We start from the raw sequence: 19,230 nt of genomic DNA, 5'->3' as shown, positions 1-19,230 counted from the left end.
TCTACTCCAAAATAAATCGTTCTGCTACAGTGTCTCCCAAGAAGAGACCCCTCTTTGTCATTCGGACACGGTCACCGTCGACCTGCATGAGTCCTTGTTGAACCAAGTCTCTGATGATTTCGCCATAAAGTCCATCAAAGGATCGTCCGAATTTCTCCTCAAATCGCGCCATAGAAACCCCGGATTTTTTCCGGAGGCCTAGGAACATTTCTTCTTCCATCTGCTCCCTTTGACTCAGGTGTTCTTCTGTAATCCGAGTATTTCCTTCCTCTACTGCATTGAGATAGTGGCGGATAGGACCGTGGTTTTTATAACGTACCCCGTTCACATAACCTGAAGCACCCGCACCGATACCATAATACTCAGCATTATCCCAGTACATGAGATTGTGGCGACTTTCAAATCCGGGTTTAGAGAAATTGGAAATCTCATAATGCTCAAAACCAGCTCGCTCCAGTTCTGCGATGATGTACTCAAACATCTCCGCTTCTAACTCTTCCTTGGGTAGGGGCAATTTCCCTCGTCTCATGCGGTTCATAAAGACCGTATGATTCTCCAAAATCAAGCTATAAAGACTCATATGAGGAATATCAAGCGAGATGGCTTTAGCCACATTTTCCTTGACTTGATCCATAGTTTGACCTGGAAGAGCGTAGATTAGGTCGATGGAGATATTGTCAAAACCAGCCAGTTTGAGGCGGTCGATATTCTCATAAATATCCTTCTCCAAATGACTGCGCCCAATCTTTTTCAGCATTTTGTCATCAAAAGTCTGCACACCTAAAGAAACACGATTGACTGGCGACTGTTTCAAAACTGCAATCTTATCTGCGTCCAAGTCGCCTGGGTTGGCCTCAATGGTCAACTCTTCCAAGACAGACGAATCTAGGTTTTTAGTCAAGCCATCCAAGAGCACCTCTAATTGCGGAGCTGACAAAGCCGTTGGCGTCCCACCTCCAATGTAGAGAGTTGACAACTTTTGGATATCATAAGAACGAAACTCTTCTAGCAGATGCTCCAGGTAACTATCTACTGGTTGATTCTTGATAAAAACTTTTGAAAAGTCACAATAATAACAAATCTGTGTGCAAAAGGGAATATGCACGTAGGCGGACGTTGGTTTTTTCTGCATAGTATTTATTATACCACAAAGACAGGCTTGCAGATAAAAATCACCATCTCCAAAAACCAGAGATGGTGATACCTTATACTTCAGTAATATCGATGATGATTTCTTCTTGGTCTTCAGCAACGTCTGGAGTTTCTGGCTGCTCCTGCCACTGCTCCTTGAGGTTGTTAAAGGTTTCCTTTGACGCTTCTGTCGCTTGTCGAGCACAGTTTTTAGCTTGGCCAAGGACACTATCAAAAGTGATTTCACCAGATTCTACTTGTTCCTTTGTTTTCAGCACAAAGTCCATTGCCTGTTCCTTCACTTCTGTTAGTTTCTCACAAACCTGCTCTCTAGCATATTCTGGATCTTCTCTCAAATCATCTAGAAAATCCTGAGCTTGACTACAAACTTGCTTGCCCTTGTCACTCGTCAAAAACAAAGCTAGAGCTGCACCTGAAACTGTTCCTAAAAGGATAGAGGATAGTTTTCCCATAAGATTTCTCCTTTTTTATTTTTTGAAAAATTTACTTGCGACACGAAGAGCGGACAAGCCTGCACCTGTTTTGATGGTCTTCGAACCAGCAGATGAAGCTTTTTTGCCTAAAACACGTGCATGTTGGTTGAGATCAGATACTGACTCAGACAAGTCTGCCACAGCTGTAAAAAGTGGATCAATCGTCGCAACTTTGATATTGATATCGTCTGCTAACACATTGACCTTAACCAACAATTCATTAGTCTGATGCAAGGTAACGTTCACATCTGAGCTCAAGGTTTTGATGGTTTTCTCTGTCTCATCAATCATACGACCTGCTTTTTGAATCGTGATTGTCAAATAGACTAAACAGACAATCAAAGCAATCGCAACAAGAATATATGCAACTTCTAACATTTATTTTTCCTCCTCAGTATGATAGAAAGGGGCTTTCTTTCGATTTTGATAAAGTATGATAAAAATACCGAGTCCGATAAGGACAACTGATAACCATTGGGAAACTCGCAGACCAAAGAACATGAGACTATCCGTCCGCATGCCTTCGATGATCATACGACCAAAGCCATACCAAATCAAGTAGAATGCCGTGATCTGACCACGTCTGATTCCTTTTAATTTTCGTCTAAAAATCAGAATCAAAGCAAATCCAATCAGATTCCAAACCGACTCATATAAGAAGGTCGGCTGACGGTAGCTACCATCAATGTACATCTGGTCACGAATGAAGCCTGGCAAATAATCCAGATTATCTACCGCTGCACCATAGGCTTCTTGGTTAAAGAAGTTTCCCCAACGCCCTAGACTCTGGGCAATCATGACGCTCGGTGCTGCAATATCTAAGAAATCCCAAGTATTAATCAGCTTTCTATCTGCAAAGATATAAAGGACAATAGCGCCCGCTATCAATCCTCCGTAAATGGCCAAACCACCATTCCAAATAGCAATGATTTCACCTGGATTTTGCAGATAATAATCTAAGCGAAAGAGTACGTAGTATAGTCTAGCACCTAAAATAGCTACCGGAAAAGCAATCAGAATAAAATCCAAAATATCATCTGATAGAATTTTCTTTTTAGGAGCTTCTTTCATGGCAAGATAAACTGCCAGAACCAAACCAGCTACAATACACAAAGCATACCAACGAATAGCAAAGGGACCAATTTCAAATGCGACTGGATTAATCATTTTTCACCTCATTTTGAGCAATCAGACTTGTCAAGCGTTCTTCAAATAAACGCGTCGCATCAAAGCCCATTTCCTTAGCACGGTAGTTCATGGCAGCTGCTTCAATAACAACAGAAATATTGCGTCCTGTTTTTACCGGAATGCGGATACGCGGAATGGCTACACCAGAAATTTCGAGTTCTTCGGCATTATTTCCTAGACGGTCAAAGGTCTTATGCGTATCATAATTTTCCAAATAAACTGCTAGTTGAACTTGTGAAGAATCTTTTACAGCACTTGCTCCGTAGAGACTCATCACATCAATAATCCCCACTCCACGGATCTCAAGTAAATGCCTCAAAATTTCAGCTGGCTCTCCCCAAAGGGTCATTTCGTCTTTTGCAAAAATATCTACACGATCATCTGCCACCAAACGGTGTCCACGTTTCACAAGTTCCAGACCAGTTTCACTCTTACCGATACCGCTATCCCCTTGGATCAAGACACCCATGCCATAAATGTCCATCAAGACGCCATGAACACTGGTCCGTTCTGCCAAACGAGAATCCAAATAGCTAGATAATTCTCCTGACAGGCGACTAGTAGCTGTTCGACTGGTTAAAATCGCAATCTTACATTCCCTGGCAGCTTTCAACATTTCTTCTGGAACTACTAAACCACGTGCAACAATAACCACTGGTGTTTCCGGTTGAAACATCTTGGTCAACACCTTATAACGGTTGTGAGAAGACATGGAGACTAAATAAGACCATTCCTTCATTCCCAATAGTTGAAGTCGCTCCGGAGTATAGTAATCAAAATACCCTGTCATTTCAAGACCTGGTCGAGAAATGTCCGCAGTATTGATTTCTTTTTCAAGTAAATCGCCTTCACCGTAAACAATGTCTAATCTGAGCTTTTCAATGACTTCTTTTACTAAAACCGACATAATTTCCTCCTTCAATCGAGTTCTCCCTACTATTATATCAAATTGTGGTAGGAAGTTTCCTTTTTTTGCAGGATTTACGGTATTTATTTAAAAGAAAAAGACTAGATTTCTCTAGCCTTTCATTTCAAATTAGAATTTTTTACGTTTACGAGCTGCTTCTGATTTACGTTTACGTTTTACAGAAGGTTTTTCATAGAATTCACGTTTGCGTGTTTCTTGAAGAGTACCAGCTTTAGTAACCGCACGTTTGAAACGACGAAGTGCATCGTCAAGAGATTCATTCTTACGTACTACTGTTTTAGACATTTTTTTCACTCCCTTCAAGTTCAAGATCTATTCCATTTTACACACAAAGTGAATAATTGTCAAGAGAAAAGCGACCATAAACTTTTATTATTTTTACTTTCTTCTTTTGAAGATGAAATAAATCACTAAGATGCAGAGAATCAATCCCAAAACAGCTGGTTTTACAATCGATATGCCACTTCCTCCACTAAATAAAAGACTATGGGCAACCTTCAGAAACGCTCCAATTACTACCGTTGCTAATAATCCATACCAACGTCTACTCCATGTTAAGGATATAATTGCCGTAAAAAATGCTAGAATCGTCGCCAGAATAATAACTTTTTCAATACTCCATCCGCTCGTAAAATAAGTCTTCTCAAAATTCAAAAACTCAATTACTTTTACATCAACTATTTCCGGCTTTGGGAACCAGAACATGCTAGTAAATAGGCAAAATATAGAAAAGAAAATCAGGCTATAGGATTTTTTATAAGCTCCCATTACAATTGGAATAATAAAGAGAGGGCGAATATACCAACTCAGAGTATTCTGGTGTCTAGTAAACGCCCACTCAAAGAAGCTCGTATCTGATAAAAAAACGACAATGGTAGTAATCGTTAGAAACAAGAAAACAATCCCACCTATTTTATCTAACGTTTTTATTTTCATAACTTTTCCCTTCTTGAATTCATAAAATTAATCTATCCATGGCAGATTCCCACTAAATGAATTATCAACCGCTAATCGTTTTATTGGTAAAATATTAATGTTCTTCCAACCACGCTGTTATTCTACCACGCTGTTATTCTATTGTCAAGATATCTATTTGCTCATCGTTAACGATAATTGCTTGGTGGTTATGAAGCGGTAGCAATTCAAGCTGCTTTTTATACATTTCAAAGGTCTTTTTGCTACTATCGGTAAAAGGTTCCTCACCATAATGTGGAAGGATATAAAAATCCACTTCATCCAATCCCGCTGTATCAGATAACTCTGTCGCTACCGTCTTGTCGTCCATGAGTTTATTGTAGTCAATATCCTTGGCTGTAATGATAGCCCCTGCTGATTCTCCCACATAGACCAACCCATCTCTTATTTGCTCTTTGATGAGAGATAGAAGTTGTTTTTTCTTTAATTCTTGTAATAAATAAAATGTATTCCCACCTGAGATATAAAGAATCTTGCTTTGGAAAATCTTTGCCTGAGCAGTTTCTCGATCACAAGAAGCAATATCTAGAACCTCTATCTCAAATCCTAAATCTTTGAATGTTTGCTGAGCCTCATCGATATAGGCAGTATAATCCTCTTTGTTCCCAGCGGTAGGAATAAATAAAACCTTGTTTTCTAGATTCTTTTCCTTTGCATAATCGCTAAAAAGCTTTGTGACTCCAGCAAAGTATGAACATAAAAATAATTGTTTCATGATGTACCTCCATTAATTTTTAACAATTTTATAAAGAATCCATGATCCCTTTCTTTGACTAGTTACGAGCTCAAATCCTACTGATAACAAGAATCGTCTAAATGCTTCTTCGCTTTGGACCTCTGGTAAAAAGTAAGACAACTTGTTATATTCACAAGCCAGTAAGAGCATCCCGTCTGATTTGAGTATTCTTCGAAGTTCCATAAAAGAAGCCTCTAGGTCCCTCCAATGAAAATGAGTTTGAAAGGCTGTGATTAAATCAACACTTTCATCAGAAAATCCTGTCTCACTAACATCTCTTCGTTCAAAATTTAGATTAGTCATCTCTATCTGTTTGGCTTGAGCTATTGCAGTATCTGAAATATCGATTCCAGTTATGGTACTTTGCGGAAAAGTTTCTTTCAGTAGGATGGTTGAACGACCATTTCCAACTCCCACATCTAAGATTACAGGGTAAAATGTCCTATCCAGATGACGAATTGCCCATACAAACATGGGGAGGTAGGCTCTATTCCACAATTTCATCATTCGTTTTCCTAGAAAGCCCGAAGGGTTCTTTGATTGCTGAATTAAGCGACTAAATAGTAACATTAAAAGTAAAAAACAAATAAAACCAATTATATAAATCAAAATCGATCCTCCTCGTATAGCTATATTATACCACTTTAACAGGATAGTGAACAATTGAAGTAAAAAGCCACTCACTCCAAAGAGCAAGTGGTTCTTGTCATTTTACTTTTCAAGCAAGCTGAGCGCTTCAGCATCCGCAATAATAGTCACATCAGGGTGGTTTTGTAGGCTACTTGCTGGGAGATTCTCAGTCACTGGGCCTGATACTGTTCCAGCAATGGCCTCTGCTTTCGACTCACCATAAGCAAAGAGAATAATTGACTTTGCATCCAAGATGTTTTTAATCCCCATTGAGATGGCTTGAGTTGGAACGTCTTCAATCTTGTCAAAGAAGCGAGCATTGGCTTCAATTGTAGACTGGTCTAGGTCTACAAGGTGTGTCTGGCTATCAAAGGCAGTTCCTGGCTCATTAAATCCGATATGTCCATTGCGACCGATTCCCAAGATTTGAAAATCAACTGGATGGTCAACCAAAATTTGGTTGTAGCGTTCTACTTCAGCTTCAGCATTGTCCTTAATCCCACGAGGCAAGAAACTTTCTTTAAATGGTTTTTGGTTGAATAAGTGTTCTTGCATAAAGTGGCGGTAAGACTGAGGATTGTCTCCGTCAAGTCCTACATACTCATCAAGGTTTACACTGGTTAGATTTGAAAAATCAAGGTCACTCTCAACGATTTCCTTGTAAAACTCAAGCGGACTGCTCCCTGTCGCAAGTCCTAATGTTTGAGCACCATTGGCCAATTTTTCCTTCAAAATCTCAAAAGCAACTTTTCCACCTTCAACTCGATTTTCAACTTTAATAACTTTCATCTTTTCATCCTCCGTTTTAATCTATATTCATTATATGGTATAGACCAATTTTTGTCAAGTGAAAACGATTTAATTTCTAAAAAAAGAGCGCCCAAACTTGAAACGTGTTATAATGGATAAGATTAGAACTTAGAAAGAATGATGAAAAAAATGAATACTGCTGATTTTGATTTCCACTTGCCAGAGGAATTAATTGCCCAAACGCCCCTTGAAAAACGAGATGCCTCCAAACTCCTTATCGTTAATCGTGAAACGGGAGAAATGAAGGATAAACACTTCCACTCTATTATCGATATGCTGGAACCTGGTGATGCTCTTGTCATGAATGACACCCGTGTTCTCCCTGCCCGCCTCTATGGTCAAAAGGAAGAAACTGGAGGCCATGTGGAGCTTCTCCTACTCAAAAATACCAGTGGAGATGAGTGGGAGGTTCTCGCCAAACCTGCCAAACGCCTCAAGGTTGGTTCTCGTGTCAACTTTGGTGATGGTCGCCTCAGCGCTGTCATCACGGAAGAATTGACCCACGGGGGCCGCATTGTCCGCTTTGAATACCAAGGAATTTTTCTAGAAGTCTTGGAAAGTCTCGGTGAAATGCCACTACCGCCCTACATCCACGAAAAACTAGATGACCGTGAACGCTATCAAACGGTCTACGCTAAAGAAAGTGGCTCTGCTGCTGCACCGACTGCTGGCCTCCACTTCACCAAAGAACTGCTAGCAGAAATCCAAGCCAAGGGTGTCCATTTAGTTTATTTGACTCTCCACGTTGGTTTAGGAACTTTTAGACCTGTTTCTGTGGACAATCTGGACGAGCATGAAATGCACTCAGAATTCTATCAACTTTCTGAGGAAGCAGCTGCCACCCTTCGCTCTGTCAAGCAAAATGGTGGCCGCGTCATTGCTGTCGGAACCACCTCTATCCGCACGTTAGAGACTATTGGTTCCAAGTTTGACGGGCAAATCCAAGCAGATTCTGGTTGGACCAATATCTTTATCAAACCAGGCTACGAATGGAAGGTTGTGGATGCCTTTTCAACCAACTTCCATCTGCCAAAATCAACTCTCGTCATGTTGGTTTCTGCCTTTGCAGGCCGTGACTTAGTCCTAGATGCCTATCACCATGCCATCCAAGAATACTATCGTTTCTTCAGTTTCGGCGATGCCATGTTTATCTATTAATTCTCATAAGCAAAAAACGCATAGAATCAGATTTGATTCTATGCGTTTTGTAATGGATAACTTTATTAGTTAATTTATTGTAAAGGTTGGATCTTTCAAACTTTGAACACTGGCATTGATAACTGCTCCAATAATCAAAATCTTAGCAATAAGAATAAACCAGAACATCATGACTACCACGATGATGGAACTGAAAAATCGGACATCCACTAGGTGATTGACATAGTTATTAAAATAGACAGAAAAGATATTCAATAAACCGATAAGAGTTAGCAAAACAAAGACACTTCCTGGTAAAACATAGCGGATTCGTGGTGCTTTTACTTTTGGAAGGAAATAGTAAATCATGACTAGAATGGCAAAGATCAAGGCATAGACCAGAGGGCCTGTAAAATCTTGCAGGTAGGAAAATAACGGACTATCTGATTGCCAGTAAGTTTTGAGGAGGTTGAGCAACATACGACCAAACATACTCAAAAACAAGGCCAAGGCAAAAAGAATCTGCAAGCCGAGGCTAACAAGCAAACTCATCAACTGATGGGAGATAATCCCTCGACTTTTGGTCACTCCATAGGCTTTGTTAAAAGCTTTTTGGAGGAAATCCATTGATTTCGAAAAGGTCCAGAGTGCAGATAAAACGGCAAAACTCAGCAAACCAGTTGATGGTTGAGTCAGAACTTCTCGGACAATCTTGGCGACCACATCATACACTGTATCAGGCAAAAATTCCTTGATTGTCAGTAAGAAATTTGAGACCGGAATCTGAAAATAAGGCAAGATATTGACCATTATCATTAGTAAAGGAAAGATTGAAACCAACCAATAGTAGGCAACCGCAACACTGGTCAACTCACTATCAGATGCTTGATAATAATGCAAAAAAGCTTTCAATAAGGGCCTGTTCATCAGCTCTTTCCACCACTTTTTCATGTTTCATCCTCCGTCATTTTCATCATCATCTAAGTTCTTCTGATTAAATCTAGCATATCATAAGGCAAGGTATTTGCAGCCTCTTTCAGAGAATAATTCTCTAAATTATTCACATTTTGGCGTAGTTTTTTGGCATACTTGGCTGTTATCAGTTTAGCCTCTTCGTATTCAAAGATTGCCTTACGTTCGAGATAGTAGCCTCGTAGCATTTCATCGATGTTGTTTGGTTTGATGCGATTGATAACCCGCTCAACAAAGGCACCGCTTCCGATAATGGCCGTCTCGCGTAGACGAGACTCTTGCATAAAACTAATCAGAGAACTCTTGTAAACCCCTTTGAGGTTTTCCAAACTCTCGATAATCAGCTCTGTATTTTCCAAATACAACTCTGAAATCTGATCATAGTCAACTGCTAGTAGTTTATGAGATTCTTCGTTCATCCAACTACGGAAAGTTTTGCCAAAGGTAAACATTTCATGGAGTAGAAAGCGCAGTATCCGTAAGGAAACTAGGAAATAATAAGTCACTCTAGAAGCGAAATTCCGATTGATACTCTGCTCCATGTTTTTTAGGTAACGTTGGTAAACTCGATAGCCACGCTCGCTGATTCTATTTTCTTCGTAGGCTTGCTCCAAACCGTCACTCTCAATACTCAAGATAAGAAGCTTGAGAGACTCCCAGTCCTCTTGGACTCTTTTATTTTCCTGACTAAGGATGAGATTTTCAATCCGACCATGGTAATTATCAATAGCTGCATAAAGAGGAAGTTTATTCTTGTGATGGTCCAGTTCTTTTTCTAATTCTGCAGCTACATCATTCAAAATCGCAATATGCATCAAATGATCCTTGCTTTCCTCTTGTTCTTCAGATAAGTGAGGGAGAATCAATAAACCTGTTAGAAAGCTCAATAGTGTAACGCCTGCTACAAGAAAGAGCAACAAAGGATATTCCTGCTCCAAATGACTTGGTATGAGGAGAATGGTCGCGATAGATACTGTCCCTTTGACACCAGAGAATGTCAAAAGAAGCATATCTTTCATGTACTTATGAATTTTTTTCTTGAGTCGACGCGTCCTCACAAAGTAAAAACCAGCAATCATGACAAAGCGGATCGCAAAAAGCAAGAAGGTCAGAACGACAACTGAAAGCAGTAAAAGAAGGGGATTGTAGAGAGAATTAGACAAAATTGGCTCCGCTATCAACTCTAATTCCATTCCCAAGAGAACAAAGACTGATCCATTTAGCATAAAGGTCACGGTGTGCCAGACAGTCTCCGTCACAGTGTCTACTTGAGCCTCAAGGAGCGTAATCTTCTTAAAACGACTGGCCTTCAAAATCCCTGCAACCACTACTGCGATAATCCCTGAAACATGAAACTCTTCTGCGATAAAAAAAGTCATGAGTGGCAAACTTAACTCTAGCAATAGTTCACTGGCTATATCTATCGCTCGCACACTCAGTAAAAAGGTATGCAAGAAACGATTGACCATAGCCGTCACAAAACCGACTACAAAACCACCAAGTATAGAAAGTGCTAGGGAAGTTCCAGCTTGGCTGAAAGAAAACGTTCCTGTTGTCCAAGCAGCAAGAGCCATCTGAAAGGCAACCAAACCAGAAGCGTCATTTAAGAGTCCTTCCCCTTTTAGAATATTAGAAACCCGTTTGGGAAAACGAAAACGTTCAGAAAGAGATGCAAAGGCAACCAAATCTGTTGGTCCAAGTGCCGCTCCAACTGCTAAACAGGCAGCTAAAGGAAGAGTCATCCAAAGGAAGTGAGCCATGCCCCCCAAGCTTAAGGTCGAGATAAAAATCACAGGGAAGATCAGAAAGACGACAATCCGCCAATGCTTTAAAATGGACGTAATATCCGCTTCTTCTGCCTCCCGGAAAAGTAAGGGACCAATAACCATGGCCAGAAACAGCTCTGTATTGAGATGAAAGTCCGCATCGGGAACAAATAAACCAATCCCAATCCCCAAAAGGATTTGTACAAGAGGAAGGGGCAAAAAAGGCAGAAGTTTATTGGTCGTAGTTGAAATGATTAAGACAAATAAAAATAGAATCAAGTAAATGAGTAATTCCACACAATTCCTCCTTAATCTTTTTTACAACAAGATTCAAAAATCTCCTTTTGCTCTTGGATTTTCTGATCAATCTTAGAGCAGTCTTTGTGCTCAATTTTTTTCTGGCACCGTTCCATTTCAAGAGCTACTAATTTTTTCTTAATTTTAAGCATTTTCTTGCTCATATGTGCTTCGTCGAGCACCCCGACTGCTCGCTCGTGATGCGTTGACTCGACAAAATTTTGGCGCATTGCCTCAAGCTTCTCACGAAGGTATTGTTTATCCATGTCTATACCTTTCTAATTTTTCAATCATAACTAAAAACGGTGGATTGTTAACTTGGTTGAGAGTCCGATAAATGGCAGCTGTATACTCTTGTTGGTTCAACTGGCTAACAAACTCCAATACAGCATCCCTCTCAGTATCTCCTCCCTCATGACCATAGTAGATCATGATAGCAATCCGCCCCCCTTTGACAAGCAAATGACACAGCTTTTCTAATGCTTCGATAGTAGTCTGAGGTTGGGTGATGACGGATTTGTCAGCAGAAGGTAAATAACCAAGATTAAAAATCCCTGCCTTAGCTTCTGTCACAAATTGATCAAGCGTCTCATGACCTTGCAAGATTAACTGGGTATTTGTCATTCCAGCCTGATCCAAACGCTCTTGCGTCTTCTCCAAAGCCTGCTCCTGGATATCAAAGGCATAGACTTGCTTGGCTAGCTTGGCTAGAAAAAGGGTATCATGTCCATTACCCATGGTCGCATCCACTACGATATCCTCTTTTGTCACAACTTCCGCCAAAAAATCATGCGCCATCTCAAGTGGTCTTTTCATTTTAAAACTCCTGTTTTACAGCCTTGCATCCTTGCACACTTCCGCGGCGTCTCATTTCAGTTTCAATAGCATTTAGCACTTCCCATTTTTTGAGGCTCCACATGGGACCAATCAACATATCTCTCGGTGCATCTCCTGTGATTCGATGAATGACGATATGCTTGGGTATGATTTCCAGTTGGTCACAAATGACCTTGACATACTCGTCCTGACTCATCAGTTGCAAGCGTCCTTCGTGGTAATCTCGCTGCATCCGTGTATTGGTCATGAGGTGAAGCAAGTGCAACTTAATTCCTTGAATATCATTATCCGTGACACAGCGACGAACATTTTCAACCATCATCTCATGGGTTTCCCCAGGAAGACCGTTAATCAAATGGGAAACAATTTCAATCTTGGGATATTTTCTCAAGCGTTTTACAGTTTCAACATACAATTCATAAGAATGGGCACGGTTAATAAGGTCAGAGGTTGCTTCAAAAGTAGTCTGTAAGCCCAATTCTACCGTCACATGCATACGCTCCGATAACTCAGCCAAATACTCGATGGTTTCGTCGGGTAAACAGTCTGGGCGCGTTCCGATATTGATTCCTACTACACCTGGCTCGTTGATAGCCTGCTCATATCGCTCCCGAATCACTTCCACCTTTTCATGGGTGTTGGTAAAATTTTGAAAATAAACCAAGTACTTCTGAACATCTGGCCATTTGCGGTGCATAAAGTCAATTTCCTTATAAAATTGCTCACGGATAGGGGCATCCGGTGCCACGATGGCATCTCCAGAACCTGAAACCGTACAAAAAGTACAACCACCATGGGCTACAGTTCCATCCCGATTTGGACAGTCAAATCCCGCATCAATGGGAACTTTGAAAGTCTTTTCTCCGAAAAGTTTTCGATAATAATCATTCAAGGTATTATAAGATTTCATAACTTTCATTATAACAAAAAACACCTACAATCTCAAAAGCCTGACTTTCCAACAAATTCCCTTGTTTCTCATTTCCTTTAGCGTTTTTTTATGATACAATATGGGTATGATTTTAATGAAAATAGCATCTATTTTATTATTGATATTAACCTTGGTGGTTTGCTTTATTGTCACCAAGCTTTTCGGACTTAGGAAAATAGGATTTAATTTCGCGGATCTAGCTTTTCCACTGTTGGTATTCGAGTACTATCTGATTACTGCTAAAGCTTTTACCCACAACTTTCTACCGCGACTTGGAGTCGCACTTTCTCTCCTAGCAATCCTCCTTGTAGTCTTTTTCCTTGTCAAAAAACGAAGTTTTTATTACCCTAAATTCATCAAGTTTTTCTGGAGAGCTGGTTTTCTCCTTACCTTAATCATCTACATAGCAATGGTTGTCGAATTGATGATGCTCCCATAAAAAAACATTCCCTCAGACAGCTGTCTAAGGGAATGTTTTTATCTTCATACCTTGTTTTCTAAGCTCTACCAAGATACTTTATCTTATTTCCTAAATGTCAAGGCGTAGAATTTTCCATCCCAAAGAAGTTTCAATTCCTTTTCCTTAACTTCGCTTGGAACAGCATTCTCAATTTCACTCAAATCAACAGTAGCATCTTTAAAATAATCCTTACTAAAATGATTTTTCTTATATTGCTGATCCACATAGTCAGCCGTCTCATCTGCAATTAAAAGCTTGGTTCCTGGCTTCGCCACTCGTAGCATTTCCTGCATAGCCTTGGCCTTATCATTGAAAAAATTGATTCCGCCAATATGGTAGACAATGTCAAAACTATTATCCGCAAAGGGTAGATCCTCCGCGCAAGCATGGAAAAGTTGCAAATTAGTCTTTTTAGCGCAAGATTTCTGGCATTTTTCTAACATACCGATAGAAATATCTACCCCTACAAAGTCTAAACTTTTCAGGTCAATTGTCTCAGGGATATAACGGAGGTCTTGACCAGTCCCGATAGAGACATAAAGAACAGATAAATTATCTTTCCATTCTATTTCCTCCATCAGATCCCTTCTCAACTTATCAATTGCCTTGCCGTGGAGAAGTGGTCCTATCCATTTTTCACCCATATCATACCAGCGAGCCATACGGTTATACATGGTCATGTATTTAGCATTATCTCCAGATAGATAATCAGGATTAAGAGACAGATAGATGTCGCCATCTTTTTGAAAATTTTCCACCTCTAAACCTGCCTTCAATTTATCTTGTAATCTTGTTTCAATCATATGCAACATCTCCTTTTCTATTTGTCATCTATTATAGTGGAATTCATCGCAAAAACAATAGCTTTTTAGTAAGTGGCAACTATCCACTTGTATCCGGTAGTAGAACCAGGGTCAGTTACAAAAAAACAAGTGCCAATTTCCATTGACACTTGTTTCTACTTTTAAAACGTGTTGCAAATTTAGTAAAAGATACCGTTTAAAAAACTTAATCTTCTTTTTTGCGTCTTGCCAAGAATCCTGTTCCCAATCCAAGAAGGGCGAATCCAGCTACTAGAGCCGCTTGGTTAGACTCGCTTCCTGTATTAGGCAATTCCCCACCTTTTTTAGGTTTTCCTGGCTCATTTGGTTTGCCAGGTGTTGGTTTTTCAGGAGTGTGCGTATTTGTAATGTTGTAACCTTCTACTGAAGCTGTATAACCATCTGGAACATTCACTTCTTCAACAATGTAGGCAATCTCCTTACCTTCTTGATAACGATCAAGACCTGTAAACTCATAAGTCCAGCCACTTGTTTCTGACACTGTAGCTGTCTGACCAGTTTCCTTACCATCTGCAAGAAGTTTTACTGTGATAGATGCTGGACGGATGCCATCTTTATTATCTTCATCTTTCCAGATCTTATGTCCTTTTACAGCTGTTTTTTCTGGAGTATGTTCGTTGGTAATGGTGTACTTGCCATCCTTGTCTGTAGTGATGGTTGCTTTGTATTCTGTCATAGCAGTTTCTTTGACAGTATACTTGATTTCTTTACCATTCTCATACTTCGGAAGTTTTTTAGATTCGAACTTCCAGCCAGTTTTTTCTGAAACTTCAATTTCTTGAACAACTTTTTCACCGTTAAGAATTTGAACTTTCACAGATCTTGTACGTTTACCGTCTTGGTTGTTGTTATCTTTCCAAACCTTAGTTCCTGAAAGAACAACTGTTTCTGGGTTATAAGTGTTTGTAACTACTTGACCAGTCACAGAGGCTTCGTAACCAGCTGGTACATCCACTTCCCTGATAGAATAGGTGATTTCTTTTCCAGCTTCGTATTGTGGAAGATTGGTGAAGGATGCTACCCAAGTGTTATCATCAGTCTTCTCCTCAGCTGTTAAGGTCAATTTCTTACCTTCAACGGCTACTGGATCTGCATTTCCTACTTTTTTATAAAGTTGAACTGTTACGGACTCAGGACGTTTACCGTCTTGGTTATTAGCGTCGTTCCATACTTTTGTTACCTTGTAGTCAATTTCTTTAGGAGCATATTTGTTTGTGATGGTAAAGTCTGTAATTGTAGATTCGTATTCGGCTACGGCTTCTTCTGTTACAGTGTATTTGATTTCTTTACCAGCTTTATATTTTGCTAATTTCGTGAATTCGACAGTCCAAGTTCCATCTGCGGCTGCTTGAACTTCTTTCGAATCAACTTTCTTACCGTCTGCTAAAAGATTGATTGTAATCTTAGTTGGACGTTTGCCGTCTTGGTTGTTCGCGTCATCCCAGTTCTTAGTTGCTTTTACATCAACTGTTTCTGGAGAATAGCTATTTGTGATGGTGAATCCTGATGCAGCGTCACCAGTAACTTCTGAAGTGTAACTAGGAACAGTTACTTCTACTACAGTGTACTGGATAAGTGTGCCGCCTTTATCAGCATCAAGGTCTTTGAAGCTTCCAGCCCAACCATTTGCTTCAGTCAATTCAAGTGTTTTTCCAGTATCTTGGCCATCTGCAAGCAATTTAACTGTGACAGAAGTTGGACGTTTACCATCTTGGTTGTTCTCATCGTTCCATACTTTCTTCACAGGAACTTCCGTTTTTGCTGGAGTGTAAGTATTCTCGAAAGCTTTTTCGTCGTCGTAAGAAACAGTTGCTTCAAGTGCACCTTTACCCTTGTCCGCTACAGTAACTGTAGCCGTAACAGTTTTAGTGTCGTACTTGATGCTTGTATCACTGCCAGCTTTTTCAGCAATTTTAAAGGTATAAGTCCCTGCTTTGTCGAATTCCAATTCTGAGAAAGCAATGTTTCCGTCTTTGTCATTCTTCACAGTTTCTTTCACCTTACCATCTTGGTCTGTTAAAGTGAATTCAAACTCTTCAGCCTTCAACTCACGTCCTGTAAGTTTTTTATTAGCTTTAATCTTAGCTTTAGCTTTGCTACGTTTATTTGTAACTGTTTTGATAGCTCCGTCTTGTCCAACAGTCATCTCAAATGGAGTAGGATTTAACTCATATCCCTCAGGAGCCTCAACCTCAGTTACTGTAAAGTTCCCTTTCTTGATATCACTTTCTGAGTAAATAGATGATTCAGCAATTCCGTCATCATTTGTCGTTACAATTTCCTCTTTAGCCGTAGCTCCTGCTGGAGGAGTAATCTTGAATTTTGCTCCTTTTAGACGGTCATGAGTCAGCTCGTCGACCTTGTAAAGAATGATACGGTAACCTGTTTCTAACTGAATTGTACCGCCAGAAGCAACAACTGAGTTTCCGATTTGCTTAACAACTGTCTTATTACTATAGTCGTCATATGTAAGAATCTGGTCATCACCCTTCATTTCAGCATTGTTTTGGACTTGCGTGCCATCTGCTGGAGCACTTGTTTTATAATGAATTCGAAATGCTGCTGGTTTACCGTTCTTCGCAAGAATTGAAGATGCATTGTTAATTGTTAAAGTAAATTCTGTGTAAGAATCATTCCATTTTACTTGGTAATCCTTACCAGCTTCTAAAACCACTTCATCTTTAAAGTAATAATATTGATCATACCAACCTGCTGTGACGCTAAATGTTTCAGGAATCATCTGCATTGGTGAAGCATTTGGATCTACCCAGTCATGAATTTCAATTTTATTATAGGCTGCTTGTTTCGGATTAACACGAACATACCAGCTGTGTAAGTATTTTCCACTCTTATTTAGAGCCTTTGATGTCCAATCCTCTTTGTAAATCAAACCATGATATTTATTGAAATTAGCTCGACCAATTCCTTCAGAATAATCAGCCGTATCACCTTTTTTAACCTTGATTTGATGGGTAATTTCATTTATGGTTTCCGTCTTATCAAAACGGAGTGTTTCATTGCTTAATTCATTTTTAGAACTAAAACCAACAAAGAAATTTCCTTTAACGTTTTGGACTTGATAGCCACCTTTTTTCTCAAGATAGGTTTTCAGATTTTTTAATGTAATAGTTGCCTTACCACCATTATTATCCCCGTTTGATACAATTTGAGTTTCCCCGATAACTAGATCTGTTTCCTTATCTTTTAAATCAAAAGTTTCATTTCTAACAGTTAAAGGGCTCGGAACAGTAAAGGTAAAGGTATCACCGTCCTCTAATTTACCATCATAGGCACTCAAATCGTAATCAACAGTGAATTTATAATTTGAGTAGTTATGATGTTCAGGAGAAAGTGTATAAACACCATTCGCATCTGGTTTTATAAACTTACCATTATCAACCTCCCAAATTCCAATATTACTGATAACGTTCTTCAGTTCCTTTGCTTGAACTGAATTTGGAGCAAAGATCATCCCTAGCAAACAGGCCAGAGAAGTTAGGATGGGTAACCAAAATTTCTTGTTCTTCATAATCTTCCTTTCTAAATTACCGAAAACATTAAAACGACAAACTATGATTATAAAATCTCAACACTCATCTCCTTTCGAATTCGTTGAAATCCATGAGGGTTATTGAATAAGTTACATCATATTAACATGTTTCATAACTATATGTGAGTGCAATATTTATCATATTTGTTCTATTTTTAATATAGAAACCTCCTTTAATTTCATTATAAAACAAAATTAACTTTTTTTGTAATATTATGAGGTTATTGCCTTTTGAAAATATTGACACAGTGTAAAATTATTGCCATAAAAACTAATTCTTTCATCACACTATAGTTTCTTTAAGTATAGTGTACACATACGAACAACTCCCCTTTTAAACAAACAGAAAGAAACATTGCACAAAACATTCCATTTATTTATAAGTTTGATACACCTTAATAATTATCCAAACTATTTTATATAAGTAAAACTCAGAAGAAATCTAGTAATAGTCATATCCCATCCTGATAAATAGTTTAATTTAGCATATTTCATTATTCTGAACCATAAAAAAAGACCAGGGGGTTATCCCTGATCTTTCTTTACTGTACTTATTGGCTACTAAATGAGATTAGTCTTCTTTTCTTCGTTTAGTTGCTACAAGACCTGCACCTAAAGCTAGAAGAGCTAAACCTGCTGCTAATGCAGCTTGTCCAGATTCACTTCCAGTGTTTGGTAGGTTAGGATTTTCTGGTTCAGTTTGGTCCGTTACTACTAACTTACCATCCTTAAACTCAACCTGATTTCCACTAGCATTTACCACTGTTACAGTTCCGTCGTAGTTAACTTGGAATGTAATATCTGTTACTGCTAAGTATCCAGTTGGAGCGGCTTCTTCATGGAAAGTATATACTCCTGGAGTCAAATCAAGTACATGTGATTGATTGGCTTTTGAAGTCCATTCAGCCACAGGACTACCTGCAACTTTTTCTCCACGGAAAATTTGGATTTTTGCGCCCGCGATTTCTTCACCTGCTAGATTTACCTTGCTGAAGGTAATCTTACGTGGAAGGTCATCATCTTTATCCGTTACTGTTACAGTTGAGCCGTTGGTTACGACCTTGTTGTCTTCACCTTTAGAGTCTTTTTCACCAACATTTGTCACTTCCACTGTGCCATCATGTTTGACTTGGAAAGTGATGTCCGTTACTTTGAGGTAACCAGTTGGAGCGGCTTCCTCATGGAAGGTGTAAGTGCCTGGAGCCAAGTTGAGATCTTTAGACTTACCAGCTTCTGAAGTCCAGCTTTCTACGGCTGTGCCTTCTGCCTTATCGCCCTTGTAGATCTTGATTTGAGCGCCTGCGATTTCTGTACCACCAAGGTTAACTTTACTGAAAGTAATGGCTTTTGGACTATCATCGTCTTTATCCGTTACTGTAACAGTTGAGCCGTTGGTTACGACCTTGTTGTCTTCACCCTTAGAGTCTTTCTCGCCGACATTGGTTACTTCTACTGTGCCGTCATGTTTGACTTGGAAAGTGATGTCCGTTACTTTGAGGTATCCGGTTGGAGCGGCTTCCTCATGGAAAGTGTAAGTACCTGGTGC

General features: G+C 39.5%; 20 protein-coding genes. 2 read left to right on the top strand and 18 right to left on the bottom strand.

Going from position 1 to position 19,230, the window contains the following annotated elements:
* Position 1 precedes the first annotated feature (1 nt).
* The 10 genes from hemW to NML69_RS05185 all read right to left on the bottom strand — a co-directional run bounded on the left by hemW (position 2) and on the right by NML69_RS05185 (position 6,871).
* Positions 2–1,132 carry a radical SAM family heme chaperone HemW gene (gene hemW / locus NML69_RS05230; protein ID WP_254725537.1) on the bottom strand — a complete coding sequence of 377 codons (1,131 nt, stop codon included), beginning with the start codon at positions 1,130–1,132 and terminating at the stop codon, positions 2–4.
* A 73-nt stretch (positions 1,133–1,205) separates the two neighbouring features.
* Positions 1,206–1,604 carry a YtxH domain-containing protein gene (locus tag NML69_RS05225; RefSeq protein ID WP_254725536.1) on the bottom strand — a complete coding sequence of 133 codons (399 nt, stop codon included), beginning with the start codon at positions 1,602–1,604 and terminating at the stop codon, positions 1,206–1,208.
* Between the two features lie 15 nt (positions 1,605–1,619).
* A complete protein-coding gene (locus NML69_RS05220) occupies positions 1,620–2,003 on the bottom strand; it encodes a DUF948 domain-containing protein (RefSeq protein WP_000895033.1) in 384 nt (127 codons plus the stop codon).
* Complete coding sequence (gene lgt, locus NML69_RS05215; protein ID WP_198459443.1) at positions 2,004–2,792, bottom strand: prolipoprotein diacylglyceryl transferase; 789 nt, start codon at positions 2,790–2,792, stop codon at positions 2,004–2,006. It abuts the gene before it with no gap.
* Complete coding sequence (gene hprK, locus NML69_RS05210; protein WP_254725535.1) at positions 2,785–3,720, bottom strand: HPr(Ser) kinase/phosphatase; 936 nt, start codon at positions 3,718–3,720, stop codon at positions 2,785–2,787. The genes lgt and hprK overlap by 8 nt, the downstream gene beginning before the upstream one ends.
* A gap of 129 nt (positions 3,721–3,849) precedes the next feature.
* The gene (rpsU, locus tag NML69_RS05205; RefSeq protein WP_000048054.1) at positions 3,850–4,026 is read right to left on the bottom strand and encodes a 30S ribosomal protein S21; all 177 of its coding nucleotides are present in this window, start codon (positions 4,024–4,026) and stop codon (positions 3,850–3,852) included.
* Positions 4,027–4,119: 93 nt separating this feature from the next.
* Entirely contained in the window at positions 4,120–4,677 is a 558-nt protein-coding gene (locus tag NML69_RS05200; protein ID WP_198459442.1) for a hypothetical protein, read from the bottom strand.
* Between the two features lie 133 nt (positions 4,678–4,810).
* Positions 4,811–5,431: a Type 1 glutamine amidotransferase-like domain-containing protein gene (locus tag NML69_RS05195; RefSeq protein ID WP_198459441.1), complete on the bottom strand. Its 621-nt coding sequence runs from the start codon at positions 5,429–5,431 to the stop codon at positions 4,811–4,813.
* A gap of 12 nt (positions 5,432–5,443) precedes the next feature.
* The gene (locus tag NML69_RS05190; RefSeq protein ID WP_254725534.1) at positions 5,444–6,061 is read right to left on the bottom strand and encodes a class I SAM-dependent methyltransferase; all 618 of its coding nucleotides are present in this window, start codon (positions 6,059–6,061) and stop codon (positions 5,444–5,446) included.
* Between the two features lie 102 nt (positions 6,062–6,163).
* On the bottom strand, positions 6,164–6,871 hold the full coding sequence (locus NML69_RS05185; protein WP_254725533.1) for a glucosamine-6-phosphate deaminase: 708 nt from the start codon (positions 6,869–6,871) through the stop codon (positions 6,164–6,166).
* Positions 6,872–7,021: 150 nt separating this feature from the next.
* On the opposite strand from NML69_RS05185, the gene queA reads away from it, so the two are divergent.
* Positions 7,022–8,050, top strand: a complete 1,029-nt coding sequence (queA, locus tag NML69_RS05180) for a tRNA preQ1(34) S-adenosylmethionine ribosyltransferase-isomerase QueA (RefSeq protein WP_254725857.1) — start codon at positions 7,022–7,024, stop codon at positions 8,048–8,050.
* A gap of 69 nt (positions 8,051–8,119) precedes the next feature.
* Here queA and NML69_RS05175 read toward each other — a convergent pair whose 3' ends face one another.
* The 5 genes from NML69_RS05175 to NML69_RS05155 are packed head-to-tail and all read right to left on the bottom strand — an operon-like array spanning position 8,120 to position 12,820.
* Complete coding sequence (locus NML69_RS05175) at positions 8,120–8,980, bottom strand: YihY/virulence factor BrkB family protein (RefSeq protein ID WP_254725532.1); 861 nt, start codon at positions 8,978–8,980, stop codon at positions 8,120–8,122.
* Positions 8,981–9,009: 29 nt separating this feature from the next.
* Positions 9,010–11,064: a sodium:proton antiporter gene (locus tag NML69_RS05170; protein ID WP_254725531.1), complete on the bottom strand. Its 2,055-nt coding sequence runs from the start codon at positions 11,062–11,064 to the stop codon at positions 9,010–9,012.
* Positions 11,065–11,075: 11 nt separating this feature from the next.
* Complete coding sequence (locus NML69_RS05165; protein WP_000361094.1) at positions 11,076–11,330, bottom strand: hypothetical protein; 255 nt, start codon at positions 11,328–11,330, stop codon at positions 11,076–11,078.
* Positions 11,323–11,880 (bottom strand): class I SAM-dependent methyltransferase, encoded by a 558-nt coding sequence (locus NML69_RS05160; protein WP_084849124.1) that lies wholly within the window; start codon positions 11,878–11,880, stop codon positions 11,323–11,325. Before NML69_RS05160 ends, NML69_RS05165 begins: the two co-directional genes overlap by 8 nt.
* Before the next feature lies 1 nt (position 11,881).
* Complete coding sequence (locus NML69_RS05155) at positions 11,882–12,820, bottom strand: TIGR01212 family radical SAM protein (protein ID WP_254725530.1); 939 nt, start codon at positions 12,818–12,820, stop codon at positions 11,882–11,884.
* Positions 12,821–12,911: 91 nt separating this feature from the next.
* Here NML69_RS05155 and NML69_RS05150 point away from each other — a divergent pair, with 91 nt between their 5' ends.
* A complete protein-coding gene (locus NML69_RS05150) occupies positions 12,912–13,271 on the top strand; it encodes a DUF3397 domain-containing protein (RefSeq protein ID WP_070567053.1) in 360 nt (119 codons plus the stop codon).
* Between the two features lie 83 nt (positions 13,272–13,354).
* Here NML69_RS05150 and NML69_RS05145 read toward each other — a convergent pair whose 3' ends face one another.
* From NML69_RS05145 to NML69_RS05135, 3 genes are all read right to left on the bottom strand, one after another.
* Complete coding sequence (locus tag NML69_RS05145) at positions 13,355–14,095, bottom strand: class I SAM-dependent methyltransferase (RefSeq protein WP_198459435.1); 741 nt, start codon at positions 14,093–14,095, stop codon at positions 13,355–13,357.
* A 205-nt stretch (positions 14,096–14,300) separates the two neighbouring features.
* The gene (locus NML69_RS05140) at positions 14,301–17,663 is read right to left on the bottom strand and encodes a Cna B-type domain-containing protein (RefSeq protein WP_254725529.1); all 3,363 of its coding nucleotides are present in this window, start codon (positions 17,661–17,663) and stop codon (positions 14,301–14,303) included.
* A 592-nt stretch (positions 17,664–18,255) separates the two neighbouring features.
* Positions 18,256–19,230: collagen binding domain-containing protein (locus NML69_RS05135; RefSeq protein ID WP_254725528.1), on the bottom strand; the 975-nt coding region annotated here is incomplete at its 5' end.

This window comes from Streptococcus sp. CF8-6 (genome assembly GCF_024295845.1).
Taxonomy (GTDB): Bacteria; Bacillota; Bacilli; order Lactobacillales; family Streptococcaceae; genus Streptococcus; species Streptococcus oralis_BO.
The sequence above is the reverse complement of the archived record's forward strand: the minus strand, read 5'-3'. Positions and strand labels throughout refer to the sequence as shown.

Excerpts from the sequence above, each read along its gene's own strand:
- hemW (WP_254725537.1), bottom strand. The coding sequence starts at position 1,132 with ATGCAGAAAAAACCAACGTCCGCCTACGTGCATATTCCCTTTTGCACA.
- NML69_RS05225 (WP_254725536.1), bottom strand. The coding sequence starts at position 1,604 with ATGGGAAAACTATCCTCTATCCTTTTAGGAACAGTTTCAGGTGCAGCT.
- NML69_RS05220 (WP_000895033.1), bottom strand. The coding sequence starts at position 2,003 with ATGTTAGAAGTTGCATATATTCTTGTTGCGATTGCTTTGATTGTCTGT.
- lgt (WP_198459443.1), bottom strand. The coding sequence starts at position 2,792 with ATGATTAATCCAGTCGCATTTGAAATTGGTCCCTTTGCTATTCGTTGG.
- hprK (WP_254725535.1), bottom strand. The coding sequence starts at position 3,720 with ATGTCGGTTTTAGTAAAAGAAGTCATTGAAAAGCTCAGATTAGACATT.
- rpsU (WP_000048054.1), bottom strand. The coding sequence starts at position 4,026 with ATGTCTAAAACAGTAGTACGTAAGAATGAATCTCTTGACGATGCACTT.
- NML69_RS05200 (WP_198459442.1), bottom strand. The coding sequence starts at position 4,677 with ATGAAAATAAAAACGTTAGATAAAATAGGTGGGATTGTTTTCTTGTTT.
- NML69_RS05195 (WP_198459441.1), bottom strand. The coding sequence starts at position 5,431 with ATGAAACAATTATTTTTATGTTCATACTTTGCTGGAGTCACAAAGCTT.
- NML69_RS05185 (WP_254725533.1), bottom strand. The coding sequence starts at position 6,871 with ATGAAAGTTATTAAAGTTGAAAATCGAGTTGAAGGTGGAAAAGTTGCT.
- queA (WP_254725857.1), top strand. The coding sequence starts at position 7,022 with ATGAATACTGCTGATTTTGATTTCCACTTGCCAGAGGAATTAATTGCC.
- NML69_RS05175 (WP_254725532.1), bottom strand. The coding sequence starts at position 8,980 with ATGAAAAAGTGGTGGAAAGAGCTGATGAACAGGCCCTTATTGAAAGCT.
- NML69_RS05165 (WP_000361094.1), bottom strand. The coding sequence starts at position 11,330 with ATGGATAAACAATACCTTCGTGAGAAGCTTGAGGCAATGCGCCAAAAT.
- NML69_RS05160 (WP_084849124.1), bottom strand. The coding sequence starts at position 11,880 with ATGAAAAGACCACTTGAGATGGCGCATGATTTTTTGGCGGAAGTTGTG.
- NML69_RS05155 (WP_254725530.1), bottom strand. The coding sequence starts at position 12,820 with ATGAAAGTTATGAAATCTTATAATACCTTGAATGATTATTATCGAAAA.
- NML69_RS05150 (WP_070567053.1), top strand. The coding sequence starts at position 12,912 with ATGGGTATGATTTTAATGAAAATAGCATCTATTTTATTATTGATATTA.
- NML69_RS05145 (WP_198459435.1), bottom strand. The coding sequence starts at position 14,095 with ATGATTGAAACAAGATTACAAGATAAATTGAAGGCAGGTTTAGAGGTG.
- NML69_RS05140 (WP_254725529.1), bottom strand. The coding sequence starts at position 17,663 with ATGAAGAACAAGAAATTTTGGTTACCCATCCTAACTTCTCTGGCCTGT.